Here is a 22,742-nt window from a genome sequence, read left to right on the forward strand (position 1 = left end):
GCATCATCCGCTCCCGTGTCCCGGACAAGCTGCAACGCGTAAGCGTTGCGGCGCAGAGCCGGGAGCCAGATGCGGCACACAATGTGGAGAGATGGGCCCCGGCTCTGCAGCGCACCGCCGAAGGGGCGCTGCGCTGCGTCCGGGGCACGAGACAGACCTTACGCCACGCGCCGTGCCGCGCCGGCCCTGGTCAAGATCCCGTCGAGACAATCGATCATCTCGGCGATCTCAGCTCGCGTGACGTTCAGCGCCGGCATGAAGCGCAACGTGTCGACCTGTGGCGCGTTGAGGAGCACGCCGGCCTCGAACGCCTGCGCGACGATGCCGGGTGCGATCGGCAGCTTGAGGTCGAGCGCGAGCAGGAGGCCGCGGCCTCGCACTTCGCCGAGCCCATGCCGCGCCGAGACCTTCTGCAATTCGCTTTCGAGCAGCAGTCCGGTTTCGGTCGCGGTCTTCAGGAAATCCGGCTTGCTGACTTCGTCGAGCACCGCGAGCCCCACCGCGCACATGATCGGGTTGCCGTTGAACGTGCCGCCCTGGTCACCGTGCTCGAAGCAGGCCGCGCGTTCGGTCGCGAGCAGGGCTGCGAGCGGCACGCCGCCGCCGATGCCCTTGCCGAGCGTCATGATGTCGGGCGCGATGGCTGTGTGCTCGTAGTGGAAGAGCTTGCCGGTCCGGCCCATCCCGGTCTGGATCTCGTCGAAGATCAAGAGGAGGCCGTGCGCGTCGGTGAGGGCGCGCAACTCTTGCAAGAACTGATCGGTCGCCGGCCACACGCCTGATTCACCCTGGATCGGCTCGAGCATCACAGCGACGGTGTTGTCGTTGATCAGCTTTTCGACCGACGCGATGTCGTTGAGCTTCGCCTTCTTGAAGCCGGCGACCTTCGGCTCGAATAGCGGCTCAAAGGCCTTCTTGCCCGAGGCCGACATCGTCGCCAAGGTGCGGCCGTGAAAGCCGCCTTCGAAGCTGATGATCTCGAACGCGCCACCTCTGTGGATGCTGCCATATTTGCGCGCGAGCTTGATCGCGCCCTCGTTGGCTTCCGCACCGGAATTGGCAAAGAACACCCGGTCGAACGCGCTGTTTGCGACCAGTGCCTGCGCGAGTTTCAGGCTGGGCTCGTTGTAGAAGGCCGGGCTTGGCGTCAGCAGCCGCTTGGCCTGCGCGGCAAGCGCGTCGGCGATCGCGGGCGGGGAGTGGCCGAGGCAGTTCACGGCCCAGCCCTGCACGAAATCGAGATAGCGCTTGCGGCTGTCGTCCCAGAGGTAGGAGCCGGCGCCGCGGACGAACACGGTTTTGGGCCGAGCGGTGATGTCCATCAACGCGTCATACGGATGGGTGGCGTTGGTCATGTCGAACTCCTCTTGAGGCGGGGGAAAGGGTGCGCGAACAGCAAAAAGGCCGCACCTTGCGGGTGCGGCCTTTTCGAAAACTTACGCTGAATTCAGTGCTTCAGCGGCGTCGTCGGACATGGCGCACCCTCTCATCGTCGCGGGAGCGACGACGGAGCATTTCGGTGCGCTGATGGGTCCGAGCATTGATCATGGGGCGCGGCAATACATGCGAATGGTGGGACTTGTCAAGCGGCGGTTTGCAGGACACACGCCCGGCGTGCATGGGGCAGGAGAGAGATGCGCGCCTTGAAACCATCACGTCTCTAGCGCGTTTGTGATCAGCGAACGCGAATTGGCTCGAACCGAACGCATGACGGTTCGGACCAAGAGGGGCGGGACCAACCAGATTGTTTTTAAAGCCTTGTCCGACACGCCTTATTCGATCGACCTCGACAGCATTCGCGGCGCGTTTCCGCCGGGTATCGAGGCGCCGCCGCTGTTGCTGGACTTCGCCGGCTGGCTGAAGGGACGGCCCTGGGGCAGCGTCGGCTGCTTCTCGCTGCAGGGCCAGTTTTCCGATCACGCCCCCATTGTCGACGGCAGTCCCTTGCGCGACAGGTTTTCGCTGTTCATGCGGCTGCCGGATGGCTCGGCTGTTGGCGGCTGGTATGGCGCGGGTCTCGACCGCGACAATCCGCCGATCGTGGGGCTTGGGTCCGAGGGCGATTACGCGCTGCTGGCGCCGAGCCTCGATGGCCTGCTCGCAAAACTGACGTCGCAACAATTCGACAAGGCGTGGCACGATCTGCTGCCGCACGACGACGTCGAATGCCAAACGGTCGAGCTCGCGCAATGGCTCACCGGACGGCTGAGCGGGGAGACGGCGGCGCCCGATGACGATCCGTCGGAGTTGCCCGACTTTCGCGGCTTCATGGAAAAATGGAGCCGGGATCGCGAAGACTACTGGGCCAATCATCGCTTGATGGCCGAACTCGGCTGGCGCCTGGCCGCGCATCTGCCGAAGGGCAAGAAGCCCTGGGACAGGACGAGCTTCGAGATCGCAATCGTCGGCAGGCAATACCAGGCGCGTGTCCTGACCGGCGGGCCGCAGCCGTTCGAGGAAGCCGCCTCGATCGAATCCCTGCTGCGCGATCTGCGTGAGGAGATGCGGAAGGCGCAGCCCGAGCTCGGGCTGTGGTACGCGATGAAATTCGGGCTCCATGCCGACGGCCGGGTGATGCCAAACTTCGAATACGATCTGCGCCCGAGCATCGATGGCGAGCCTGCGAAACTATCCGAGGCGCAAGCCGATCTCGCCCGCGCACCGCGGCCGGAGCGCTGGGTGCCGAAATGGCTGGCGGGATCTTGAGGCTCGCAATCACGCGATGCCGCCGCCCAGCCGGCGCGCCGAAATCTTTGCACCTTCGATCCCCCTTGACTTAGAGCGCGCTCGAAGGGGTATCTGTACATGCGTCAGTACGAGAACGGGCACACATGAAGATCGGCGACCTCGCAAAACGAACCGGCCTGTCGACGCACACGCTGCGCTATTATGAGCGCATCGGGCTGCTGCCATACGCCGACCGGGATCGCTCCGGCCAGCGCGACTTTGACGCATCGATCCTCACATGGATCGAATTTCTCGGTCGGCTCAAGACCACGGGAATGCCGATCCGGGACATGTTGCGTTACGCGGCGCTTCGTGACGAAGGCGACCCTACCGGCACAGGCCGGCGGCAGATCCTGGAAGTCCACCGGGAACAGGTGCGCACGCAGATTGCCGAACTCCAGGAATGCCTGCTCGTCCTTGACACCAAGATCGCCGGCTATGCCAGCGATGAACAGAGGACGAACGAAAATGACGCACGCCTCAACACAAGACGAAAGCCGCTTCGATCGCGGCCAGCGGGCCCTGTCACGCATCGACGGCAGAGCTGGTGAAGCGGTCGTTGCCTCACTCGCCGACATTGCTCCGGATTTCGCACGATACGTGATCGAGTTTCCGTTCGGTGACATTTACTGCCGCCCGGACCTCGGCCTGCGCGATCGAGAGATCGCCACGATCGCCGCGCTGACGGCGCTCGGAAATGCCGCGCCTCAGCTCAAAGTGCATCTCGAGGCGGGTCTGAATGTCGGGCTGTCTCGCGACGAGATCGTGGAGATCATCATGCAGATGGCCGTCTATGCGGGCTTCCCGGCGGCGCTGAACGGGCTGTTCGCAGCCAAGGAAGTATTCGCCGCGCGTGACGAACAGCAGGCGTCGGGAGAAGCGACATGACCGCGTAGTTCGGCACGCACAGCATGAACGCCGGCTGCTGGAATGCCTGAGGCGCGCCGGTCTTGCCGGCCGCAGCCGGAATCTCAGAATCCCGCGACGCTGCCGTGCAGATCGTACTGGTCGGCGCGTTCGATCTTCGCGGTGACGATCTCGCCGACGCGCAAGGGTCGGCGGCTCGACAGGTAGACGGCGCCGTCGATCTCCGGCGCATCGGCCTTGGAGCGGCCTTTTGAGACGGTCGGCCCGACCTCGTCGACGATGATCTGCTGGCGCGTGCCGACCTTGCGCTTCAGCCTGCGTGCCGAAATCTTCTGCTGGCGCGCCATCAGCGCGTTGTAGCGCTCCTGCTTGATCTCTTCCGGCACGGGGTTCTCGATCGCGTTTGCGGTCGCGCCGGCGACGGGCTCGTATTTGAAGCAGCCGAGCCGATCGATCTCGGCCTCGTCCAGCCAGTCGAGCAGATAGGCGAAATCGGCATCGGTTTCGCCGGGGAAGCCGACGATGAAGGTCGAGCGCAAAGCGAGATCGGGACATTGCTCGCGCCAGCGCTTGATCCGCGCCAGCGTCTTGTCCTGCCCCGCCGGGCGCTTCATCGCCTTCAGCACCTCGGGGCTTGCGTGCTGGAACGGGATGTCGAGATAGGGCAGCACCTTGCCCTCGTTCATCAGCGCGATGACCTCGTCGACATGCGGGTAGGGGTAGACGTATTGCAAGCGGACCCAGGCGCCGAGTTCGCCGAGCTCGCGCGCGAGGTCGATGAATTTGGCGCGGACCTGGCGATCCTTCCACGGGCTCTCGGCGTATTTGAGATCGACGCCGTAGGCCGAGGTGTCCTGCGAGATCACCAGCAGCTCCTTGACGCCGGCGCCGACCAGGCGCTCGGCCTCGCGCAGCACGTCGTTGGCGGGTCGCGAAACCAGGTCGCCGCGCAGCTTCGGAATGATGCAGAAGGTGCAGCGGTTGTTGCAGCCTTCGGAAATCTTCAAATAGGCGTAGTGCCGGGGCGTTAGCTTGATACCCTGCGGCGGCACCAGATCGAGATGCGGATTGTGGGCGGGCGGCAGCGCGCGATGCACGGCGTCCAGCACGCTCTCATATTGCTGCGGGCCGGTGATGGAGAGCACGCCGGGATAGGCCTGCTCGATCTGCTCGGGTTCCGCGCCCATGCAACCGGTCACGATCACCTTGCCGTTCTCGGCCATGGCCTCGCCAATCGCCGAGAGCGATTCCTGCTTGGCGCTGTCGAGGAAGCCGCAGGTGTTGACGATGACGATGTCGGCCCCGTCATGCTTGCGCGCGAGCTCGTAGCCCTCGGCGCGTAGACGCGTGATGATGCGCTCGGAATCCACCAAAGCCTTGGGGCACCCGAGCGACACGAAGCTGACCTTGGGCGCAGCCGTCTGATCCATATCCAAATCTGCCTGATTGACAGGGTTGAGCTAGTCCCAATTGCCCATAATTACAACCCTTTGCATGGCCGGCGGGCATGCTATGGATGAATCACTGGTGGTGAGTGAGCAATGAGCGCCGAACAGTCGCCCAAAATCGTGATCGTCGACGAAAGCCCGATCCGGGCTGCGATCCTCGAGGAAGGGTTGCGCGAGGCCGGATTCACGCAGATCGTCCATATCAGCGAGATGCAGAGCCTGCTCGCCCGTATTTATGCGGTCGATCCTGACATCATCCTGATCGATCTGGAAAACCCCAGCCGCGACGTGCTGGAGGCGATGTTCCAGGTCAGCCGCGCCGTGAAGCGGCCGATCGCGATGTTCGTCGACCAGAGCGATTCATCCTCGATCCAGGCCTCGGTCGAGGCGGGGGTGTCCGCCTATATCGTCGACGGGCTGAGGAAGGAGCGCATCAAGCCGATCCTCGATCTCTGCGTGTCGCGCTTCAATGCCTTCGCAAAACTCCAGGAGGAACTGGAGCGCACCAAATCGCAGCTCGAGGATCGCAAAGTCATCGAGAAGGCCAAGGGCATCCTGATGAAGGTGAAAGGCCTGACCGAGGACGAGGCCTATGTGCTGCTGCGCTCCACTGCGATGCGCGAGAAGAAGAAAATCGGCGAGATCGCCCAGTCGATCATCACCGCGTCGGAGATGCTGAAATGACCGCTCCCCTCCGCATCGGGTTCATTCCGCTGGTCGATGCCGCAGCGCTGATCGTTGCCGTCGACAAGGGATTTGCCGCGGCCGAAGGGCTCGAGGTCGAACTGGTCCGCGAGGTCTCCTGGTCCAACGTGCGCGACAAGCTCAATATCGGCTTGTTCGACGCCGCGCATCTGCTCGCGCCCGTCGCGATTGCGTCCTCGCTCGGTCTCGGCCACGTCAAGGTGCCGATCGCGGCGCCCTTCAATCTCGGCATCAACGGTAACGCAATCACGGTCTCGCCGGCGCTTCATGCCGCGCTGATGGAGGAGATCGACGGCGACCGGTTCGATCCGCTCGCCACGGCAAAAGCGTTGGCGCGCGTCGTCGCCAAGCGGCGCAAAGCGGGGGCCGATCCGTTGACCTTCGGCATGACCTTCCCGTTCTCGACTCACAATTACCAATTGCGGTTCTGGATGGCGGCGGCCGGCGTCGATCCCGACGAGGACGTGCGGCTGGTGGTGTTGCCGCCGCCCTATATGGTCGACAGTCTCGCCAATGGGCATGTCGATGCGTTCTGCGTCGGCGCGCCCTGGAATTCGATCGCTGTCGATCTCGGGATCGGCCACATCCTGCATTTCGTTTCCGACATCCTGGCCCATGCGGCGGAGAAAGTCCTGGCGCTCCGCCAGGTCTGGGCCGACAAGAATCCGGAGGTGGTCGCCAGCCTGGTGCGCGCGGCGGTGAAAGCCGCCGAGTTCATCGAGCATCCGGAAAACCGGACCGAAGCGGCGCGGATCCTGGCGCAGCCGGAGCGGATCGGCGTCGATGCCGAAGTCATTCAGCGCACCCTCACGGGACGCCTCAAGGTTTCGCCGGACGGCACCTTTCGCGAGAGCGGCAGCTACCTTCTGGTGGGACGCGAGGAAGCAGGGCGCCCCGATCCGGTCCAGGCCGCCTGGCTCTATGCGCAGATGGTGCGCTGGGAACAGACGACGCTGACGCCCGACGGCGTCAAGACGGCGATGGCCGTGTTCAGGCCCGATCTCTACGACGGCGCCCTCGGCCGCCGGCCGCCCGCCCAGGCCCCCGCGGCGTTCGGCGCATTCGCCGGCCCGGCCTTCGATCCCGCCAATATCCGGGGGCATCTCGAGGCCTTCGAGGTGGGCCGCTGGAAGGCGTGATTCGGGCCTGCATCGTTTTTGAGCGCTGGAGATCCGAGTCTAAATTTTAGGCCGACTGCTCGAATTTCATGAGAGTTCCAGAGCCCAGAGTTCCCCAGGGCGCCCTTAATTACCTGATACGACACGCATTTTCATTTCGTCGAAGCTGGCACGCAACTTGAATGTTGCAGTGCGGCCAGCCTGTCACAGATGCCTGCTGAGCCAAGTCCCCAGCAACGAAGCTGATCGGACCGTTGGGTGCACAGCCGGCTCTCGAGCCAGCCGAGCTCCTCGCGGGTCGTGCACTTTCCCTCGATACCACCCAGGTGGCCGCAGGAGCTTCGTTACTGACCATGAAACTCGACACTGTCTCAGTCGACTTTACCGACGACCAGAAACGCTACCTCGAAGGCTTCACGACCGGTCTGCAGATCAGCCGCGTCGGTCGCGGTCTCGGCGGCGCCGGCAAGGCGAGCGCCGAGCCGACCGGTCCCGATGCCGTGCACATCAAGGCGCAGGACAAGGTCATCGCCGCGGGCAAGAAGCTCGCCGACCAGGAGAAGGTCAAGCGCGACGAGCATCCCTTCGATGCCTATCCGCGTCTCCGCCAGCAGGCGCTCGACAATACGCCGCCGAGCCCGGCAGACAATTTCCGCTGGCGCTATTACGGCATCTTCTATGTCGCGCCGACGCAGGACTCCTACATGTGCCGTCTGCGCATTCCGAACGGCATCATGAAGCACTGGCAGCTGGCCGGCGTTGCCGATCTCGCCGATGAAACGTGCGGGCCCTATAGCCACGTCACGACGCGCGCCAATCTTCAGCTTCGCGAGATCCCGCCGAAGAACGCCGTGAATCTGATCGAGGGCATTCAGGACCTCGGCCTGTGTTCGCGCGGCTCCGGCGCGGACAACATCCGCAACGTGACGGGAACGCCGACGGCAGGCATCGATCCGCAGGAGCTGATCGACACACGGCCTTATGCGCGCGAGTGGCACTACCACATCCTGAACGATCGCTCGTTGTATGGCTTGCCGCGCAAGTTCAACGTCGCCTTCGACGGTGCCGGCAGGATCGCCGTGCTCGAGGAGACCAACGACATCGCTTTCACGGCGTATGAGGTGAAGGACGGTTTCGGCGTCGAGCCCGGGGTCTGGTTCCGCCTCGGCCTCGGCGGCATCACCGGTCACAAGGATTTCGCAAAGTACTCTGGCATTATCGTCAAGCCGGAGCAGGCGACCGCTGTTGCGGACGCCATCGTGCGCGTCTTCATCGAGCACGGCGACCGCACCAACCGCAACAAGGCGCGGCTGAAATACGTGCTCGACGCCATGGGCCATGACGGCTTTCTCAAGCTGGTCGAGGAACGGCTGAAGACACCATTCACGCGTGTGCCGGAAGAGGCGTTTGCGCCGCGGCCGGCCGCCGACCGCATGGCGCATATCGGCGTGCACAGGCAGAAGCAGGACGGCTTGAACTGGATCGGCGTGTCGCTGACGCTCGGCAAGATCAGCTGCGATCAGATGCGGGGCCTCGCCAAAGTGGCGCGGGACCTCGGCGACGGCGATGTCCGTCTGACCGTCTGGCAGAACCTGCTGATATCAGGGGTGCGCGACGAGAATGTCGAGCTTGCCGTCGCGGCGATCAAGCAGATCGGGCTTGCGGTCGAGGCCTCGCACATCCGCGCCGGCCTGATCGCCTGCACCGGCAATGCCGGCTGCCGCTTTGCCGCCTCCAACACCAAGCGTCACGCCGCGGAGATCGGCGACTGGTGCGAGGCGCGCGTCAACATGGACAAGCCGGTCAACATCCATGTCACCGGCTGCCACCATTCCTGTGCCCAGCATTACATCAGCGACATCGGCCTGATCGGGGCGCGCGTGCCTGTCAACGAGGAGGACACGGTGGAGGGCTATCATCTCTTCACCGGCGGCGGCTTCGGTCCTGACGCCGACGTCGGGCAGGAGGTCTACCACGACCTCAAGGCCGAAGACGCACCGAAGACGGTCGAAGGGCTGCTCAAGGCCTATATCGCGCATCGCTCGTCTCCCGACGAAACCTTCCTGTCCTTTGCGCGCCGCCATGACGGCGAAACGCTGCGCAAGCTTGCCGATGCACAGGTGTCCGCATGAACCAGATCAGCCCTCCCCCGAAACTCGACATCATTCCTACGAGTGCCCCGTTCTCCGACGCGCAACGCTCCTGGCTGAACGGCTTTTTTGCCGGGCTGCTGTCGCCTGAGGCAGCCGCGCCGCTGTCGGCCGAGCAGGGCGCCGCTGTCATGCAAGCCGGTGACGGCGACGACGGTGAAGCGCCATGGCACGACCAGACCATGCCGATCGCCGATCGGATGAAGCTCGCCGAAGGGCGCCCCGTGCGGCGCAAGATGATGGCGGCGATGGCGCAGCAGGATTGCGGGCAGTGCGGCTACAATTGCCACGACTATTCGGAGGCGATCGCGAGCCGCAGTGAAGCGCGGCTCAACCTCTGCGTCCCCGGCGGCAAGGAAACCGCGCGGATGCTGAAGTCGCTGCACGAAGAGCTGGACAAGGCGCCGGCGGCCAAGGCTGGCGACAAGGCGTCCGACGAGGTCGACGCGGTCGCGGCCCCCGCCGTGACCGTGACGATCGCCGAGCCCGGCCGCTCGCGCGACAACCCTGTTGCGGCGACCTTCCTGTCGCGCCGTCTTCTCAACAAGGGAAAATCCGAGAAGGAAACCTATCACGTCGAGTTCGATCTTTCCGAGAGCAAGCTCGACTATGTCGTCGGTGACAGTTTTGGCGTGTTCGCCCGCAACGAGCTCGGCCTCGTCGATCAGGTCATCGCGTTGCTCGGTGCCTCCCACACCACCAAGGTCAACGGCAAGACGCTGCGCGAGGTTCTGATCGACGACGTTTCGCTGTCGCCGGCACCCGACACGCTGTTCGAGCTGCTCTCCTTCATCACTGGCGGCGCGCAGCGCGAGAGGGCGCGGGCACTGGCGCAGGGCGAGGATCCCGATGGCGACGCCGCCACGCTCGACGTCATGGCGGCGTTGCAGAAGTTTTCGGGTACGCGGCCGCATCCCGAAGCCTTCGTCGAGGCGCTGGAGCCGCTGCAGCCGCGGCTCTATTCGATCTCGTCCTCGCACAATGCGACGCCTGGAAAGCTGTCGCTGACGGTCGATTGCGTGCGCTACATGATCGGCAAGCGCAAGCGCATCGGCGTTGCCTCGACCTTCCTCGGCGAGCGCATCGCCGAGGGCGAGAAGCTCAAGGTCTATGTGCAGAAGGCGCACAATTTCGGCCTGCCGCAGGATCCGAAGACGCCGATCATCATGGTCGGCCCCGGCACCGGCATTGCGCCGTTCCGCGCCTTCCTGTTCGACCGTAAGGCGACCGGCGCGCCCGGCAAGAACTGGCTGTTCTTCGGCCACCAGCGCAGCGATTGCGATTTCTTCTACCAGGAGGAGCTCAACGCGATGAAGACCTCGGGCCTGCTCACGCGCATGTCGCTGGCCTGGTCGCGCGACGGCGAGAAGAAGTTCTACGTGCAGGACCGCATGCGCGAGGTCGGCCGCGAGCTGTGGACGTGGCTCGCCGAGGGGGCGCATCTCTACATCTGCGGCGATGCCAAGCGCATGGCCAAGGACGTCGAGCGCGCCCTGGTCGATATCGTCGCCCAGTTCGGGGCGCGTTCGACCGACGAAGCCGTCAGTTTTGTCGCCGAGCTCAAGAAGACGGGCCGGTTCCAGGCTGACGTCTACTAGCTGTCATCCTACCGTCATCCGGGCCGGTTCCAACTGGCTCGGATTTGAACGAATAAGATTCTCGGAACTGGCAGGCGAAGAGAATTTGCTCCTGCGATGCTGGGTTTTCAGAGAACCCGCATCGCTATTTCCGCTGCTCTCTTGCCCGCCACCCCGGTTGATCCCTCATAATCCCGCAAATGGGGCGTTGGAGATCGACCATGCGCGAACTATCGGCGGAAGCCAGGCTGCACTTCTACGCGCGCTCGCTCTCGCGGCGGACCGGGGCGAGCGTGCATCATGCCGCGATGTACAGCGCCTTCGCCGTCATCGCTGCCATCGTGTTCGGCACGCTGTCGGTGCACCCGTTCTGATCACGCCCCGCGCTTGAACGGCGCGACCTCGATCCCTGCATCCTTTAACGCCTGCCGCAGGCCGCGCGCGATGTCGACGGCGCCCGGCGTATCGCCATGGATGCAGACCGTGTCGGTTCGCATCTTGATGACCTTGCCCGTGACCGAGACCACCGCGCCGTCCTGCACCATTCGCACCACGCGGTCGGCGATGGCCTTGGCGTCATGCAGCACCGCACCGGGGTTCTTGCGCGAGACGAGATTACCGTCGTCCTCGTAGGCACGGTCGGCGAACACCTCGTGCACCATGGGCAGATTGGCGGCTTCGCCAGCCTTCACCAACTTCGAATTGGCGAGCACGACAAAAATCAGGCTGGGATCGACCGCCTTGATGCCGGCGGCGATCGCCTTCGCCGTCATGTCGTCCTCGCAGGCGACGTTGGAGAGCGCGCCATGCGCCTTCACATGCGTCACCTTGTGGCCGGCCGCGGTCGCGATCGCCTGCAACGCGCCGATCTGGTAGGCGACGAGGTTCTCGATCTCGGAGGCTTTCAGGCCCGCAATCGGGTGGCGGCCAAAACCGTGCAGGTCGCGATAGCCGGGATGCGCGCCGACCGAGACGCCGCGCGCCTTCGCCAGCTCGACCGTGCGGCGCATGATATCAGGGTCGCCGGCGTGGAAGCCGCAGGCGACGTTGACCGAGCTCGCCAGTTCGATCATGGCGGCATCGTTGCCCATCTCCCACGCGCCAAAACCTTCGCCGAGATCGCAATTGAGATCGATCGTCTTCATGGGCTGCTCTCCATCTCTGGTCGTCTTGTCGTTTACGGCTCGGCCGCAACCTGCCAGGTTCCGGCGTCGACGGCACTGACAGCATAGCCCGCGACGTTGGCATCGCTGAGCGCTTCGATGTTGAGCGCGACGGTGTCGGCGGAGCGCAGGCGATCGGGCAGGTTGCGGATCAGTTGCACAAATTTCCTCGCCTCGTCCTGTGCCTCGGCCATGCTGACCGCCTTGAAACGGAACGCCGTTCCCGCCGATGTCTGCGCGAGACGGCCGACATCGGCCGTGATCACGGTCGCGATCTTCGGGTAGCCGCCGGAGGTGCCGCGATCCATCATCAGCGCGATCGGCGCCCCGTTGCCGGGCACCTGGATGCTGCCGTTGACCGTGCCGTCGGAGACGATGTTGTGGCCGTGCAGATGCTTGATCGCGGGACCTTCCAGCCGGTAGCCCATGCGATCGGACGTCGCCGAGATCTTCCACTCGCTGTCGAGGAACAGCGCCTTGTTGGCGTCGTCGAACTCGTCGTCCTGCGGTCCCAGCAGGACGCGGATCGGGCCGCTCGATGGCTTCGGCAATTCGATGCGCAGTTCCGGTGCACCGCTTGCGGCATCGACGGTGAATTCGTCGCCGGCCTGCAGCGGGCGCGGGTAGGGGCTGCCGAGACCGGCACGCGCGTTGACCGCGAGACTGCCGAACACCGGCTCGCCCTTGATCCCGCCTTCGATCGCCAGATAAGTGAACGCGCCGCCGCGGGCAAAGCCCAGCGCCAGCGTGTCGCCGTCCTTCAGCGTCACCGATGTGTCCATGGCGACTGGACTGCCGGCGACGTCCGCATTGCGCGGCGCGCCTGAAATCGCGACGCGCACGGCACCGTCGCGCGCGGTGAACGAGGCGCCGAACGGGCCGACCTCGACAACGGCTGCGAACGGTTCGTTGCCGACAAGCGTGTTCGCTGCCGCGAGCGACAGGCGGTCCATCGCTCCGCTCACCGTCAGGCCATAGCGTTGCGCGCCATGGCGTCCGCCGTCCTGGACCGAACTTGCGGGCCCGATGCTGGCGATCACGAGCCGGCTCATGCGACCACCTGCTCGGCAATGATCTCGCCGGCCTCGGCGGCGCGGTCCTGTTCCTCGAACGTCTTGTGGTCGATGGCGAAAAACGTCACGCGATCGCCGGGTTCGGTGAGGAAGGTCGGATTGCGGTGGAGCTGATAGGTTCGCACCGGCGTCCGGCCGAGCAGGTGCCAGCCGCTCGGTGCTGCCAGGCACTGGATTCCGGCCTGGATGCCGCCGATCGAGATCGTGCCGGCAGGCGTCAGCAGCCGCGGATTCTGCCGCCGCGACATCTGCAGGGATTTGTCGAGGCCGCTGAGATAGGACCAGCCCGGCGTGAAGCCGATCATGGCCACCTTGTAGTCGCCGGCGACGTGGCGCGCGACGATGTCATCGGGTGTGGTGTTCAGCGCCTTCGCGACGTCCTCGAGATCGATGCCGTGCTCGCCGCCATAGGCGACGGGAATGCGCCAGCGGCGCGCCTTAGTGGCCGGCGGCAGCGGCTGACTGGCGAGCGCGAGCAGCTTTTCGCCAAGGGCGTCGAAGCCGATCTTGCCGGGATCGTAATGCACCAGCAGCGAGCGATAGGTCGGCACGGACTCGGTGATGCCTTCGATCAGGCTTGCTGCGAGCGCCTTGTCGAGCGCCAGCACGCGCTGGTTGGCGTCGTCGTCGATGGTACGGCTGAACTCGACCGTGACGGCGCTGTCGCCACTGGGCAGCAGGCGGGGCGGGGGAAGCGTCGCGGACATGGGCTGTCGAAATCGGGCTTCTGGAGATACGCGGGCTCGGCCTTGAGCGTCGCTTGTTCCTGCTTCGCGTAAATGCGCCCGCAAGTCCAATAAATTAATGCAGGGGGAGGCGATAAAGCCTTGTTATCGCGACGCATAACTGCGCTGCGGCCCTGCATGATTGGTATCCTCTTGGGCCTTGACGCAAGGCCCGCACCCCGCAAGATGCGCGCGTTCTTTCCCGCCCATCCGGAGCTCGTCTGTTTCCATGTCGCTGTCCCCCGAAGCCCGCAAGACCCTCGCCGGCATCACCACTGCCACCATCACCACGGTCCTGCTGAAGAAGGGCCTGCGCAACATCTGGATGCGCGGCGCGCGTCCGCTGCGCCCGGGTCTTCCGCGCCTGGTGGGACCGGCCTTCACGCTGCGTTTCGTGCCGGCGCGGGAGGATCTGGCGACGCCGGAATCATGGTCGTCGCCGATCTCGACCCGCACCGCGATCGAGGCGATGCCGGAGGGCTGCATCGCCGTGGTTGACGCCATGGGCATCACCGACGCCGGCATTTTCGGTGACATCCTGTGCGCGCGCATGATGAAGCGCGGCGTCACCGCACTCGTTACCGACGGCGTCGTGCGTGACGTCGAGGGCGTGCTCGGCACCAACCTGCCGGTCTGGTGCGACGGCTATGCCGCGCCGCCGTCAGTCGCCGGCCTGACCTTCGTCGGCTGGGGCGAGCCGATCGGTTGCGGCGGCGTTGCCGTGTTCCCGAACGACATCGTGGTCGCCGACCAGGACGGCTGTGCGCTGATCCCGCAAGCGATGCTTGAGCACGTGCTCAACGAAGGTGTCGAGCAGGAGCGGATGGAAGCCTGGATCGTCAACGAGGTGAACAATGGCGCGGTGCTCCCGGGCCTCTATCCCATGAACGCCGAGACCAAGGCGCGCTACGCCGCAAGCAAGAAGTAATCGGGAAAGAAGCGAGGTAAATCCAATGGAGATCACTGTTGCAGGCACGCGGCCGACACGCCGTGCGCCCGGGGAACACTTCACCGGCACGGTGTGGCAGGACCCCGTGATCATGGCGCCCGCCCCAGCGCGGCTGAACTGCTCACGCGTCTCGTTCGAGCCGGGCGCGCGTACCAACTGGCATCACCATCCGCTCGGGCAGACGCTCTATGTGATTTCGGGGGTTGGCCGGGTGCAGTCCAAGGGCGGGCCGATCAGGGAGATCCGTCCCGGCGACACCGTCTGGATTCCACCGGGCGAGCTGCACTGGCACGGCGGGTCGCCGACCAACGGCATGACCCATATCGCCATGCAGGAAGCGCTCGACGGCGTGTTCTCGACCTGGCTGGAGCCCGTGACCGACGCGGAATACGGCGCGGCGGTCGGCTAGTTTGCGTGACCCGGCTTTGCGCAGCGACGCTTTGCGTCGCTGTTCGTCCGGGACACAGCACCCTACATCCGCTCCGCCGTCCACGTGCCCGTGCACATGCTGCCGCGCCAGGTGCCGGAGCCCGAAGTGCCGCTGAGCCGGCCGAAGCCGACGGCGCGCTTGATGCCGGTGCTCAAGGTGACGTTGATGCTGCCGGCGTCCGCGACGCGGCCTGACGCCGTCACCATGGCGCTGCTCGAGGCGATCTGACCGTTGTTGATGCCGATCGCGACGGTCGAGCCGTTACCGCAGGTCTCGCTGGACGACGAGATGCGGACATTCCATGCGCCGTCAAAAGTGCTGGCTCTGGCCTGCGCGGCCGGCAACGCGATGACAATGATGGTGGCGAAGAGAGCCTTGCGAAATCCGTTCATGACACGCCCCTGGGGTTGATCATGCGGGCATCGTGTCACGGCCTCGGAACTGGCGATGTGAGGGCTGTCACGCGCGCGACGGGCTCTGTGATGTCGCGCACGTCGCAATCGATTTGGCGGGCGAAAGCAAAAGGGCCCGCATTGCGGGCCCTTTGTCTCGGTCGGAGTGTCGCCCCGAAGTCAGTTCACCCGCGTCCAGGTCTGGCCGCCGCAGAACATGCCGCCAAAGGCGCAGCCCTGCACGCGCAGGCGATCGGTGCCCTTCAGCGCGATGGTTGAATCATAGGTCGAGCCGGAGTTCGGATCGAGGATGCGGCCGGACCATTTCTGGTCCTTGTTCTGGTCCTTGCCGGGCTTCATGTTGATCAGGACCTGCTCGCCATTCTGGTTCGATTTCGAATCGACCGAGTAGCCGCAGAGATTGCTGCCGCATTGCTCGATCCGGACCTTGCCCTCCTTCTCCTCGGTGAGCCAGACGCCGAGCGGTGAATTGAGGTCGCGCGTGGCCGCGGCTGCGGGAGCCGGCGGCGCGACGGCAGCCGATTGAACGGGGGCGGGCGCAGGCGCCGGGACGGGAGGCGGAGAGGGCGCGGGAGGCGCGGCTGCGACGGTCGGGGCGGGCGGCGGCGGCGGTGCGGGCGGTACTGCGGCTGCCGTCGGGGCAGCACTCGGGGCCGGCTGAGGCGGCGGCACCAGCGCGTCTTCGGCCGGAGCGTTATTAGCCGTGGTGGCCGGAGGCGCCGGCGGGGCCGGAGGAGCGACGGCCACGGGGGCTCGGACGGGAGCTTGGACAGGAGCCTGCTCCGCCGCCGGAGCCGCCGGAGCCGCCGTGACCGGCGCCGGGGCCGGCGCTGGATTGGCGGGCGCCTGCGGGTCAGCCTTGGCTTGTTGCGGTGCCTGCGGGTCCGCTTTTGGAGCTCCCTTGGCATCGTTCTTGGTTTTCTTCGCCTTGCCCTGGCCGGTGTTGTCGTAGACGCCGGGGATTTGCACCGTGCCGCGGTCGGGATCGATGCGGATGGTACGCCCGCCATAGTCGAAGGTGTACTGCGCCTGCGCAGCGGTGCTCGCCAAAAGGAATGCGGCCGTGGCCAACAGCTTCCTCATTTCGCATCTCCTGAAACAGGTGGTCCCCGCACCGACGCTTACGCCCCGGTTCGATCGCAAAAAGTGATCTAGATCACTGTCACCGTATGAGTCGTGCTCCGGCGGTTGCGGGTTCAATAACACCGGAGCCGGTCCAAAGTTTGGCCGGGCCAAGCGACAGGAGGACGCGGTCCTAATCGAACCAGGCGGCGTAGATCTTCTTGTAGCTGCCGTCCTGCATGGAAATGTGCAGCCATTGGTCGACGAACGCCTTCAGCGCCATGTCGCGCTGGAGCCAATAGGCCTTCTCGGAGAAATCGAACGGCTTGTCGGGATGCACCGCGCAGAGCACGCCTTGATGCTGCTTCTGCTGGTAGCGCGTCTCGGAGGCGTCGGTCATCATCAGGTCGGCATTGCCCTTGGCGATCTCGTCGAAGATCACGGTATTGTCCGGGAAGACGGTGATGTCGGCGTCCTTGATGTTGGCACGCGCGAAGCGCTCGTTGGTGCCGCCGGGATTGACGATCACGCGGGTGCCCTTCTTGTCGATGTCGGTGATGCTCTGGTATTTGCCGACGTCGGCACAGCGTGCGATCGGCGTCTTGCCCTCGCGCATGATCGGCGTGGAGAAGAAGCCCTTCTTCTGCCGGTCGAGCGTGACCGAGACGCCGCCCATCGCGATGTCGAACTGATCGGCCTCGAAATCCTTCATCAGCTTCGGCCAGGCCGTCGGCACGAATTCAACCTTGACGCCGAGCGCCTTGCCGAGTGCTTCCGCCATGTCGACATCGAAGCCGTTGAACTGCTGCTTCGTCTTGTCGAGATAGGTGAAGGGCTTGTAGTCGCCGGTCATTCCGACGCGCAATGTGCCGCGCTTGACGATCTCGTCGAGGCGGGACGGCGTCGCCTGCTGTGCCTGCGCCGAAAGGTTTGCCAGCAGGAGCACGGCCAAGGTCACCAAAATTCGACTGGTCATTCGAACGATCATCTCTTTTCCACCCATGCCCAAGCTGTCATTGTGCAGCTCTCGATGCTTGTCTTGAGGCTTGGATTTAGACCAGATGCCCGTCGCTGGCGAGGCAGAAGTGAAGGGAATTTTGAAGTGACGATCTCGATGTATGACGCCTCGGTCGGACTCTTCGTGCCGTATCTGCGCAATCTGTCCGCACTGCTCGACAAGGGCGTTTCCTATGCCGAAGCCCGGAAGTTCAACCCGGCCGTCCTGCTCGGCATGCGCATGGCGCCCGACATGTACGATCTGGCGCAACAGATCGGCGAAGCCTGCCGCCATGCCACCGTCGCCGCGGCCTTGTTGGCCGACCGCGAGCCGGTGACGCTGCCGGTGCTGGAGCACGACATGGCCGGGCTTCAGGCCCGCATCGCGACGTCGATCGAGTTCATCGAAAGCCTGCCGCGCGCGGAGATAAATGCTGCGGCGGACCGGAATGTCTTCTTCAAGCTGAAGAACGGGACCGAGTTGCCCTTCACCGGGCGGACGCTGCTGCTGACCTTCAGCGTCCCGCAATTCTTCTTTCACGTCACGACGGCCTACGACCTGTTGCGGCACGCAGGCGTCGAGCTCGTGAAGAAGGATTATCTCGGACGACGATAAGCCGAACCGGCATCCCCTTCGCGCGAAAGCGCGCTAGGCTTCGCCCTTGCGCTCGTAATCGGCGAGCGAGCTGCGGCCGGCGATTTCGCTGCGCAGCTCTTCGAAGCGCCGATGGGCCTCGTCCTCATGCGCGTCGACGAAATGCACCGCGGCTTCGCCGGTCATCGGGCCGCTGACCACGGGTACCGACTGCTCGCCGATCGTCTCGTGGACGTAGAACTGGCCGTCGTCGCCGCGATGGACCGTCCATTTCAGACGGATGGCCACCATCGGCCCGGGGCCGACCTTGCTGTAGCCGTCGGCGTCGGTGTGCTCCGGCACCAGGGGCTGCTCCTCGACCACCGGATGCTCGTCGACCACAGGGTGCTCGTCGGTGACCCCATGCTCACCGGCAACCACCATTTCGGTCACGGTGACCGTCTCGGTCTCGCGCACGGTCTCGGTCTCGCGTGCGACGAGGACGGGTTCAGGGTGCTCCAGGATGCTGGCGATGGTCGCCAACGCGTGGTCGGTCGGGTCGATCTCTGACAAGGGTCCATCCTCCAGCTCGACGCGGCCGGCAAGTCTGTCCCACTGCCGCCGCGGCCGGACCTATTACGCGGGTTTGATTAAGGCTGAGTGAGGGCTCGATCTGCACCAAAATGGGACTGATTCTGGCGTTCCGAAGGCGGGCGGTTGATCGCCCGCCAATGCGCACCGCCCGCCTGGGAGAGCAGCTCAGCCCAGGACATCCTGATTGATGATGTTCTGCCGGATGGGATCGCCGTCCAGCACACTCAGGATGTTGCGCGCGGTCTGCTCGCTCATCCGGCTCACCGCCTCGACCGTGACGCCGGCGACATGCGGGGCCATGATGACGTTGGGTAGCGCGAACAGCGCGTTGCTGACCGGCGGCGGCTCGACCTCGAACACATCGATGCCGGCACCGGCGAGCTTGCCCGAGACCAGTGCGTCGTACAGCGCCGCTTCCTTCACGATGCCGCCGCGCGCGGTGTTGATGAGATAGGATTTCGGCTTCATCCGGCCGATCCTGTCAGCATCGAACAGGCCGACGGTCTCCGGCGTCTTCGGGCAGTGGATGGTGACGAAATCGGCGTGAGGCAGCGCGGCATCGAGATCGGCGACCGGCTCGCAGCCTGCTGCCTTGATCTCTGCGGCTGCCTTGTAGGGATCATAGACCTGCACATTCATGTCCATCGCCAGGCAGCGCTTGGCGGTGCGGGTGCCGATGCGGCCGAAGCCGATGATGAGGACGGTCTTGCCGTAGAGATCGAACGGCAGCATGCCGAGGCGGTCGGCCCATTTGCCGTCCTTGACGCAGGAATGCATCTCCTGCGCACGTTTTGCCAGTGTCAGCATCATGAACAGCGCCTGCTCGGCGACCGAGGGCGAGTTCGCGCTGCCCGCGACCATCAGCGGCACCTTGCGGCGGGAGAGGGCCGGGACGTCGACGGCGTCGTAGCCGACCCCGATCCGGGTCACCACCTTCATGTCCTTCGAGGCTTCGAGCTCGGTCTCGCCGAAAGCGGTGGCGCCGAGCGCCACGCCATGGACCGGCGCGTGGCTCTTCAGCAGGGCCTCGAAATCCCTGGCGGATATCAGGTTCGGAAACTCGATGAGCTCGATGTCATCTCGCTGGGTGAGGAGGACGCGTGCCCCTTGCGACAAAGTTTGCGTGACAAAGATTTTCTTCTTATTGGTCGACATCGTCCCTACCTGCGCGAGTTTCTTGGCCGGCCGTCACAAGACGGCGCCGGTCGCCTCGTTTAGCAGGTGCATATTGTTGAGGTCCATCGCCAAACGCATGGGGCCGCCGTCCTTGGCGCCCGCATTGGGATCGACACGGCCGCAGATCGGCGTGCCGTCCAGTCCGAAATAGACCAGCGTCTCCATTCCCATCGGCTCGGTGACATCAAGCACCGTGTCGAAGGTCTCGACACCCGGCTCGAGATGCGCGTGCGATTCCGTGAGATGTTCGGGACGGATGCCGAGCAACAGGTTCTCGGCTCGGGGCAGTGCGCTGTAACGGGCGGCGCGGGCCGGCGGCAACGGGAATGAGATGCGGTCCGTCAGGCGGACGTTGAGCTTGCCGCCGACGTCCTCGAGCCGGCACGGAATGAAGTTCATCGCCGGCGAGCCGATGAAGCCCGCGACGAAGCGCGTCGCCGGCTTGTGGTAGAGCTCGTTCGGGGTACCGATCTGCTCGATCCGCCCCTTGTTCATCACCACCACGCGATCGGCCAGCGTCATCGCCTCAACCTGGTCGTGGGTGACGTAGACCGTCGTGGTACGTACCTTCTGGTGCACCTTCTTGATCTCGATCCGCATCTGCACGCGCAGCTTGGCGTCGAGATTGGACAGCGGCTCGTCGAACAGGAAGACTTTCGGGTTGCGCACGATGGCCCGCCCCATGGCGACGCGCTGGCGCTGGCCGCCGGAGAGCTGCTTCGGCTTGCGGTCGATCAGGTCGGTGATGTCGAGGAGGCGGGCGGCCTCCGTCACCCGCGCCTTGATCTCGGCCTTGGGATAGTGCTTGAGCCGGAGCCCGAACGACATGTTCTCCGCGACCGTCATGTGCGGGTAGAGCGCGTAGTTCTGAAACACCATCGCGATGTCGCGGTCCTTCGGCGGCACATCGTTGACGACGTCCCCGCCGATCATGATGTCGCCGTCGGTGATGTCCTCGAGCCCCGCGATCATCCGCAACGTCGTCGACTTGCCGCAGCCGGAGGGGCCGACGAGCACGATGAACTCATGGTCGGAGATGTCGAGATCGATGCCGCGCACCGCCTCGACGTCGTCGTAACGCTTGACCACCTTCCGCAACGCAACCTCAGCCATAAGACATCAACCCTTTGTCGCGCCGGCGGTCAGGCCGGCAATGTAATAGTCCATCAAGAAGGCATAGATGACCAGCGGCGGGGCAGCGCCAAGCAGCGCGCCCGTCATGATCTGACCCCAGTTGAAGACGTCCCCCTTGATCAGCGTGGTGGTGATACCGACCGGCAGCACCAGCTGGTCGATGGATGTCGTGAACACCAGGGGATAGAGGAACTGCGCCCAGGACACGGTGAAGGCGAAGATGGTCGCTGCGATCAGGCCGGGCAGCGCGACGGGGATGAAAATCCGCGTCAGGGTCTGGAGCCATGAGGCGCCGTCGATGAGCGCCGCCTCGTCCAGCTCCTTCGGGATCGAGGCGAAATACCCGATCATGATCCAGGTGCAGAACGGCACGGTCAGCGTCGGATAGATGAACACCAGCACGTACCAGCGGTTGAGAAGAGTGATGCCGGTGACGTCCTGGACCACCGCGAGCATCTTGAACAAGGGAATGAACAGGAGGCTGTCCGGGATCAGATAGGTGAGAAAGACGCCGGTCGCGAGCGTCGCCGAGCCCCAGAACTTCATCCGCGCCAGTGCAAACGCCGCCGGAATGCTGATCAGCATCGTCACGATCACGACCACGATCGAGATCATCGACGAATTCCAGAAGAATCGCAGGAACTGGTTCGAGGTCAATAGCTCGACATAGTTCGACAGGGTCGGATGAAAGACCCACCACGGATTGGTGGCGGCCGAGATCTCCGCGCTGCTCTTGAGCGAGGTGATCAGCATGTAGATCGGCGGGATCAGGAAGAAGATCGCAAACAGCACCAGGAAAAAGTACGACCAGCGCAGCGCCCAGGTGCGGTCGCGGCTCATACTCCGAAGCTTGACCTTGCGTGTCGGTCCGGCCTTGTCGATTGCGAGGGTGCTCATCAGGCTTCGTTCCCACGTTTGTTGACATCGCGCAGGATGAAGACCGCTGCGACGGCGAGGATCGGCACCATGAACAGCGAGACGCAGGCGCCGAGCGGAATGTCGCTGCTCTGGATGCCGACCTGGAACGCCCATGTGGCGAACAGATGCGTCCGGTCGAGCGGACCGCCGGAGGTGAGGATGCGCACGATGTCGAAATTGGCGAAAGTGACGATCAGCGAGAACAACGTGGTGATGGCGATGATGTTGCGCATCATCGGCAAGGTGATGTGCCAGATCTTCTGCCACCAATTGGCGCCGTCGATCGCTGCGGCTTCGTAGAGCTGGTCGGGTACGGATTTCAGCGCGGCCAGGTACATGATCAGGAAGAACGGCGCGCCGTACCAGACGTTGACGAGAATGACGGAGAAGCGCGCCCAGAAGGTGTCACCGAGCCACGGGATCGGACCGATGCCGAAGAACGATAGCGTATAGTTGAAGGCGCTGTAGGAAGGGTCGAACAGCCACAGCCATGCCAGCGTGCTCATCGCCGGTGGGATCACCCAGGGCACCAGCAGCATGCCGCGCCATTTACGTTGCTTCTTGCCGGGAATGTTGTGGACGAAATGCGCGACGATGAAGCCGATCAGCGCCTTGAAGACCACGGCGGTAATCGCAAAAATGCAGGACTGCCTCACCACCATCCAGAACGTTTCGCGCTTGAACAGGAAGGTGAAGTTGCTGAGGCCGACGAACTTGGTCATCGCCTTGTTGAGCGTCGCCAGGTAGACCGAATAGAAGGCGGGATAAAGCACGAGCAGGGCGATCAGGAGGATCAGCGGCAGCGTCAGAAAGAACGCGACGGTCGATTTCCGTCCCATTGCATTGCGCAGGCTCGCCCGTTTGCGCGGGCTTGCAGCTCGAGCGAGACGGCCTTGCTCAACGACGACATCGGCCATGACGATAGCCTCTTTTGCAGGACACG

24 protein-coding genes are annotated in these 22,742 nt (G+C 64.4%); 11 read left to right on the forward strand and 13 right to left on the reverse strand.

The genetic code is table 11. From position 1 onward, the window contains the following. Positions 1–158 precede the first annotated feature (158 nt). Positions 159–1,355 (reverse strand): acetylornithine transaminase, encoded by a 1,197-nt coding sequence (locus AC0L3C_RS00605; RefSeq protein ID WP_473406876.1) that lies wholly within the window; start codon positions 1,353–1,355, stop codon positions 159–161. Positions 1,356–1,758: 403 nt separating this feature from the next. On the opposite strand from AC0L3C_RS00605, the gene AC0L3C_RS00610 reads away from it, so the two are divergent. From AC0L3C_RS00610 to AC0L3C_RS00620, 3 genes are all read left to right on the forward strand, one after another. Beyond that, positions 1,759–2,706 (forward strand): hypothetical protein, encoded by a 948-nt coding sequence (locus AC0L3C_RS00610; RefSeq protein ID WP_473406877.1) that lies wholly within the window; start codon positions 1,759–1,761, stop codon positions 2,704–2,706. 125 nt (positions 2,707–2,831) lie between these two features. After that, positions 2,832–3,278, forward strand: a complete 447-nt coding sequence (locus tag AC0L3C_RS00615) for a MerR family transcriptional regulator (protein WP_473406879.1) — start codon at positions 2,832–2,834, stop codon at positions 3,276–3,278. Beyond that, positions 3,196–3,615 (forward strand): carboxymuconolactone decarboxylase family protein, encoded by a 420-nt coding sequence (locus tag AC0L3C_RS00620; protein WP_473282430.1) that lies wholly within the window; start codon positions 3,196–3,198, stop codon positions 3,613–3,615. Before AC0L3C_RS00615 ends, AC0L3C_RS00620 begins: the two co-directional genes overlap by 83 nt. Before the next feature lie 83 nt (positions 3,616–3,698). On the opposite strand, the gene rimO is transcribed toward AC0L3C_RS00620, so the two are convergent. Then, positions 3,699–5,024 (reverse strand): 30S ribosomal protein S12 methylthiotransferase RimO, encoded by a 1,326-nt coding sequence (gene rimO / locus AC0L3C_RS00625; protein WP_473406880.1) that lies wholly within the window; start codon positions 5,022–5,024, stop codon positions 3,699–3,701. A gap of 111 nt (positions 5,025–5,135) precedes the next feature. Between rimO and AC0L3C_RS00630 the strand changes: the two genes are divergently transcribed. The 5 genes from AC0L3C_RS00630 to AC0L3C_RS00650 all read left to right on the forward strand — a co-directional run bounded on the left by AC0L3C_RS00630 (position 5,136) and on the right by AC0L3C_RS00650 (position 10,966). Beyond that, complete coding sequence (locus tag AC0L3C_RS00630; protein ID WP_007610503.1) at positions 5,136–5,726, forward strand: ANTAR domain-containing response regulator; 591 nt, start codon at positions 5,136–5,138, stop codon at positions 5,724–5,726. After that, positions 5,723–6,886 carry a CmpA/NrtA family ABC transporter substrate-binding protein gene (locus tag AC0L3C_RS00635; RefSeq protein WP_473406881.1) on the forward strand — a complete coding sequence of 388 codons (1,164 nt, stop codon included), beginning with the start codon at positions 5,723–5,725 and terminating at the stop codon, positions 6,884–6,886. The genes AC0L3C_RS00630 and AC0L3C_RS00635 overlap by 4 nt, the downstream gene beginning before the upstream one ends. Before the next feature lie 332 nt (positions 6,887–7,218). Next, positions 7,219–8,997, forward strand: a complete 1,779-nt coding sequence (locus AC0L3C_RS00640; protein ID WP_473264665.1) for a NirA family protein — start codon at positions 7,219–7,221, stop codon at positions 8,995–8,997. Beyond that, positions 8,994–10,613 (forward strand): sulfite reductase subunit alpha, encoded by a 1,620-nt coding sequence (locus tag AC0L3C_RS00645; RefSeq protein ID WP_473406883.1) that lies wholly within the window; start codon positions 8,994–8,996, stop codon positions 10,611–10,613. The genes AC0L3C_RS00640 and AC0L3C_RS00645 overlap by 4 nt, the downstream gene beginning before the upstream one ends. 200 nt (positions 10,614–10,813) lie before the next feature. After that, a complete protein-coding gene (locus AC0L3C_RS00650) occupies positions 10,814–10,966 on the forward strand; it encodes a hypothetical protein (RefSeq protein ID WP_007590908.1) in 153 nt (50 codons plus the stop codon). On the opposite strand, the gene AC0L3C_RS00655 is transcribed toward AC0L3C_RS00650, so the two are convergent. The 3 genes from AC0L3C_RS00655 to pxpB are packed head-to-tail and all read right to left on the reverse strand — an operon-like array spanning position 10,967 to position 13,535. After that, positions 10,967–11,737 carry a LamB/YcsF family protein gene (locus AC0L3C_RS00655; RefSeq protein WP_473406884.1) on the reverse strand — a complete coding sequence of 257 codons (771 nt, stop codon included), beginning with the start codon at positions 11,735–11,737 and terminating at the stop codon, positions 10,967–10,969. 32 nt (positions 11,738–11,769) lie between these two features. Continuing rightward, on the reverse strand, positions 11,770–12,807 hold the full coding sequence (locus AC0L3C_RS00660) for a 5-oxoprolinase subunit C family protein (RefSeq protein ID WP_473406886.1): 1,038 nt from the start codon (positions 12,805–12,807) through the stop codon (positions 11,770–11,772). Further along, positions 12,804–13,535 (reverse strand): 5-oxoprolinase subunit PxpB, encoded by a 732-nt coding sequence (gene pxpB / locus AC0L3C_RS00665; RefSeq protein WP_473406887.1) that lies wholly within the window; start codon positions 13,533–13,535, stop codon positions 12,804–12,806. Before pxpB ends, AC0L3C_RS00660 begins: the two co-directional genes overlap by 4 nt. 247 nt (positions 13,536–13,782) lie before the next feature. Between pxpB and AC0L3C_RS00670 the strand changes: the two genes are divergently transcribed. Both AC0L3C_RS00670 and AC0L3C_RS00675 read left to right on the forward strand, forming a co-directional pair. Beyond that, on the forward strand, positions 13,783–14,481 hold the full coding sequence (locus AC0L3C_RS00670; RefSeq protein WP_473406888.1) for a ribonuclease activity regulator RraA: 699 nt from the start codon (positions 13,783–13,785) through the stop codon (positions 14,479–14,481). 25 nt (positions 14,482–14,506) lie between these two features. Next, complete coding sequence (locus AC0L3C_RS00675; RefSeq protein WP_473264670.1) at positions 14,507–14,911, forward strand: (R)-mandelonitrile lyase; 405 nt, start codon at positions 14,507–14,509, stop codon at positions 14,909–14,911. A 62-nt stretch (positions 14,912–14,973) separates the two neighbouring features. Here the strand turns inward: AC0L3C_RS00675 and AC0L3C_RS00680 are convergent, their stop codons facing one another. The 3 genes from AC0L3C_RS00680 to AC0L3C_RS00690 all read right to left on the reverse strand — a co-directional run bounded on the left by AC0L3C_RS00680 (position 14,974) and on the right by AC0L3C_RS00690 (position 17,383). Beyond that, positions 14,974–15,324: a hypothetical protein gene (locus AC0L3C_RS00680; protein WP_473282392.1), complete on the reverse strand. Its 351-nt coding sequence runs from the start codon at positions 15,322–15,324 to the stop codon at positions 14,974–14,976. Between the two features lie 180 nt (positions 15,325–15,504). Continuing rightward, a complete protein-coding gene (locus AC0L3C_RS00685) occupies positions 15,505–16,428 on the reverse strand; it encodes a DUF2147 domain-containing protein (RefSeq protein WP_473406889.1) in 924 nt (307 codons plus the stop codon). Positions 16,429–16,600: 172 nt separating this feature from the next. Further along, the gene (locus AC0L3C_RS00690; protein ID WP_473406890.1) at positions 16,601–17,383 is read right to left on the reverse strand and encodes a transporter substrate-binding domain-containing protein; all 783 of its coding nucleotides are present in this window, start codon (positions 17,381–17,383) and stop codon (positions 16,601–16,603) included. 138 nt (positions 17,384–17,521) lie between these two features. Between AC0L3C_RS00690 and AC0L3C_RS00695 the strand changes: the two genes are divergently transcribed. Continuing rightward, complete coding sequence (locus AC0L3C_RS00695) at positions 17,522–18,019, forward strand: DUF1993 domain-containing protein (protein WP_473264712.1); 498 nt, start codon at positions 17,522–17,524, stop codon at positions 18,017–18,019. 33 nt (positions 18,020–18,052) lie between these two features. Here AC0L3C_RS00695 and AC0L3C_RS00700 read toward each other — a convergent pair whose 3' ends face one another. The 5 genes from AC0L3C_RS00700 to AC0L3C_RS00720 form a co-directional block, all read right to left on the reverse strand. Further along, a complete protein-coding gene (locus tag AC0L3C_RS00700) occupies positions 18,053–18,550 on the reverse strand; it encodes a hypothetical protein (protein ID WP_473406892.1) in 498 nt (165 codons plus the stop codon). A 186-nt stretch (positions 18,551–18,736) separates the two neighbouring features. Continuing rightward, positions 18,737–19,726 carry a hydroxyacid dehydrogenase gene (locus tag AC0L3C_RS00705; RefSeq protein ID WP_473264673.1) on the reverse strand — a complete coding sequence of 330 codons (990 nt, stop codon included), beginning with the start codon at positions 19,724–19,726 and terminating at the stop codon, positions 18,737–18,739. 33 nt (positions 19,727–19,759) lie between these two features. Further along, complete coding sequence (locus AC0L3C_RS00710; protein ID WP_473264674.1) at positions 19,760–20,860, reverse strand: ABC transporter ATP-binding protein; 1,101 nt, start codon at positions 20,858–20,860, stop codon at positions 19,760–19,762. Positions 20,861–20,866: 6 nt separating this feature from the next. Further along, a complete protein-coding gene (locus AC0L3C_RS00715) occupies positions 20,867–21,778 on the reverse strand; it encodes a carbohydrate ABC transporter permease (RefSeq protein ID WP_018457902.1) in 912 nt (303 codons plus the stop codon). Next, entirely contained in the window at positions 21,778–22,716 is a 939-nt protein-coding gene (locus AC0L3C_RS00720; RefSeq protein WP_354047776.1) for a carbohydrate ABC transporter permease, read from the reverse strand. The genes AC0L3C_RS00715 and AC0L3C_RS00720 overlap by 1 nt, the downstream gene beginning before the upstream one ends. Between the last annotated feature and the right edge of the window lie 26 nt (positions 22,717–22,742).

It is taken from the genome of Bradyrhizobium sp. WSM4872 (assembly GCF_055811715.1).

What these genes read in the sequence shown, in the direction of transcription:
- AC0L3C_RS00605 (WP_473406876.1), bottom strand. Translation starts at nt 1,355, where the DNA reads ATGACCAACGCCACCCATCCGTATGACGCGTTGATGGACATCACCGCT.
- AC0L3C_RS00615 (WP_473406879.1), top strand. Translation starts at nt 2,832, where the DNA reads ATGAAGATCGGCGACCTCGCAAAACGAACCGGCCTGTCGACGCACACG.
- AC0L3C_RS00620 (WP_473282430.1), top strand. Translation starts at nt 3,196, where the DNA reads ATGACGCACGCCTCAACACAAGACGAAAGCCGCTTCGATCGCGGCCAG.
- rimO (WP_473406880.1), bottom strand. Translation starts at nt 5,024, where the DNA reads ATGGATCAGACGGCTGCGCCCAAGGTCAGCTTCGTGTCGCTCGGGTGC.
- AC0L3C_RS00630 (WP_007610503.1), top strand. Translation starts at nt 5,136, where the DNA reads ATGAGCGCCGAACAGTCGCCCAAAATCGTGATCGTCGACGAAAGCCCG.
- AC0L3C_RS00635 (WP_473406881.1), top strand. Translation starts at nt 5,723, where the DNA reads ATGACCGCTCCCCTCCGCATCGGGTTCATTCCGCTGGTCGATGCCGCA.
- AC0L3C_RS00640 (WP_473264665.1), top strand. Translation starts at nt 7,219, where the DNA reads ATGAAACTCGACACTGTCTCAGTCGACTTTACCGACGACCAGAAACGC.
- AC0L3C_RS00645 (WP_473406883.1), top strand. Translation starts at nt 8,994, where the DNA reads ATGAACCAGATCAGCCCTCCCCCGAAACTCGACATCATTCCTACGAGT.
- AC0L3C_RS00650 (WP_007590908.1), top strand. Translation starts at nt 10,814, where the DNA reads ATGCGCGAACTATCGGCGGAAGCCAGGCTGCACTTCTACGCGCGCTCG.
- AC0L3C_RS00655 (WP_473406884.1), bottom strand. Translation starts at nt 11,737, where the DNA reads ATGAAGACGATCGATCTCAATTGCGATCTCGGCGAAGGTTTTGGCGCG.
- AC0L3C_RS00660 (WP_473406886.1), bottom strand. Translation starts at nt 12,807, where the DNA reads ATGAGCCGGCTCGTGATCGCCAGCATCGGGCCCGCAAGTTCGGTCCAG.
- pxpB (WP_473406887.1), bottom strand. Translation starts at nt 13,535, where the DNA reads ATGTCCGCGACGCTTCCCCCGCCCCGCCTGCTGCCCAGTGGCGACAGC.
- AC0L3C_RS00670 (WP_473406888.1), top strand. Translation starts at nt 13,783, where the DNA reads ATGTCGCTGTCCCCCGAAGCCCGCAAGACCCTCGCCGGCATCACCACT.
- AC0L3C_RS00675 (WP_473264670.1), top strand. Translation starts at nt 14,507, where the DNA reads ATGGAGATCACTGTTGCAGGCACGCGGCCGACACGCCGTGCGCCCGGG.
- AC0L3C_RS00680 (WP_473282392.1), bottom strand. Translation starts at nt 15,324, where the DNA reads ATGAACGGATTTCGCAAGGCTCTCTTCGCCACCATCATTGTCATCGCG.
- AC0L3C_RS00685 (WP_473406889.1), bottom strand. Translation starts at nt 16,428, where the DNA reads ATGAGGAAGCTGTTGGCCACGGCCGCATTCCTTTTGGCGAGCACCGCT.
- AC0L3C_RS00690 (WP_473406890.1), bottom strand. Translation starts at nt 17,383, where the DNA reads ATGACCAGTCGAATTTTGGTGACCTTGGCCGTGCTCCTGCTGGCAAAC.
- AC0L3C_RS00695 (WP_473264712.1), top strand. Translation starts at nt 17,522, where the DNA reads ATGTATGACGCCTCGGTCGGACTCTTCGTGCCGTATCTGCGCAATCTG.
- AC0L3C_RS00705 (WP_473264673.1), bottom strand. Translation starts at nt 19,726, where the DNA reads ATGTCGACCAATAAGAAGAAAATCTTTGTCACGCAAACTTTGTCGCAA.
- AC0L3C_RS00710 (WP_473264674.1), bottom strand. Translation starts at nt 20,860, where the DNA reads ATGGCTGAGGTTGCGTTGCGGAAGGTGGTCAAGCGTTACGACGACGTC.
- AC0L3C_RS00715 (WP_018457902.1), bottom strand. Translation starts at nt 21,778, where the DNA reads ATGAGCACCCTCGCAATCGACAAGGCCGGACCGACACGCAAGGTCAAG.
- AC0L3C_RS00720 (WP_354047776.1), bottom strand. Translation starts at nt 22,716, where the DNA reads ATGGCCGATGTCGTCGTTGAGCAAGGCCGTCTCGCTCGAGCTGCAAGC.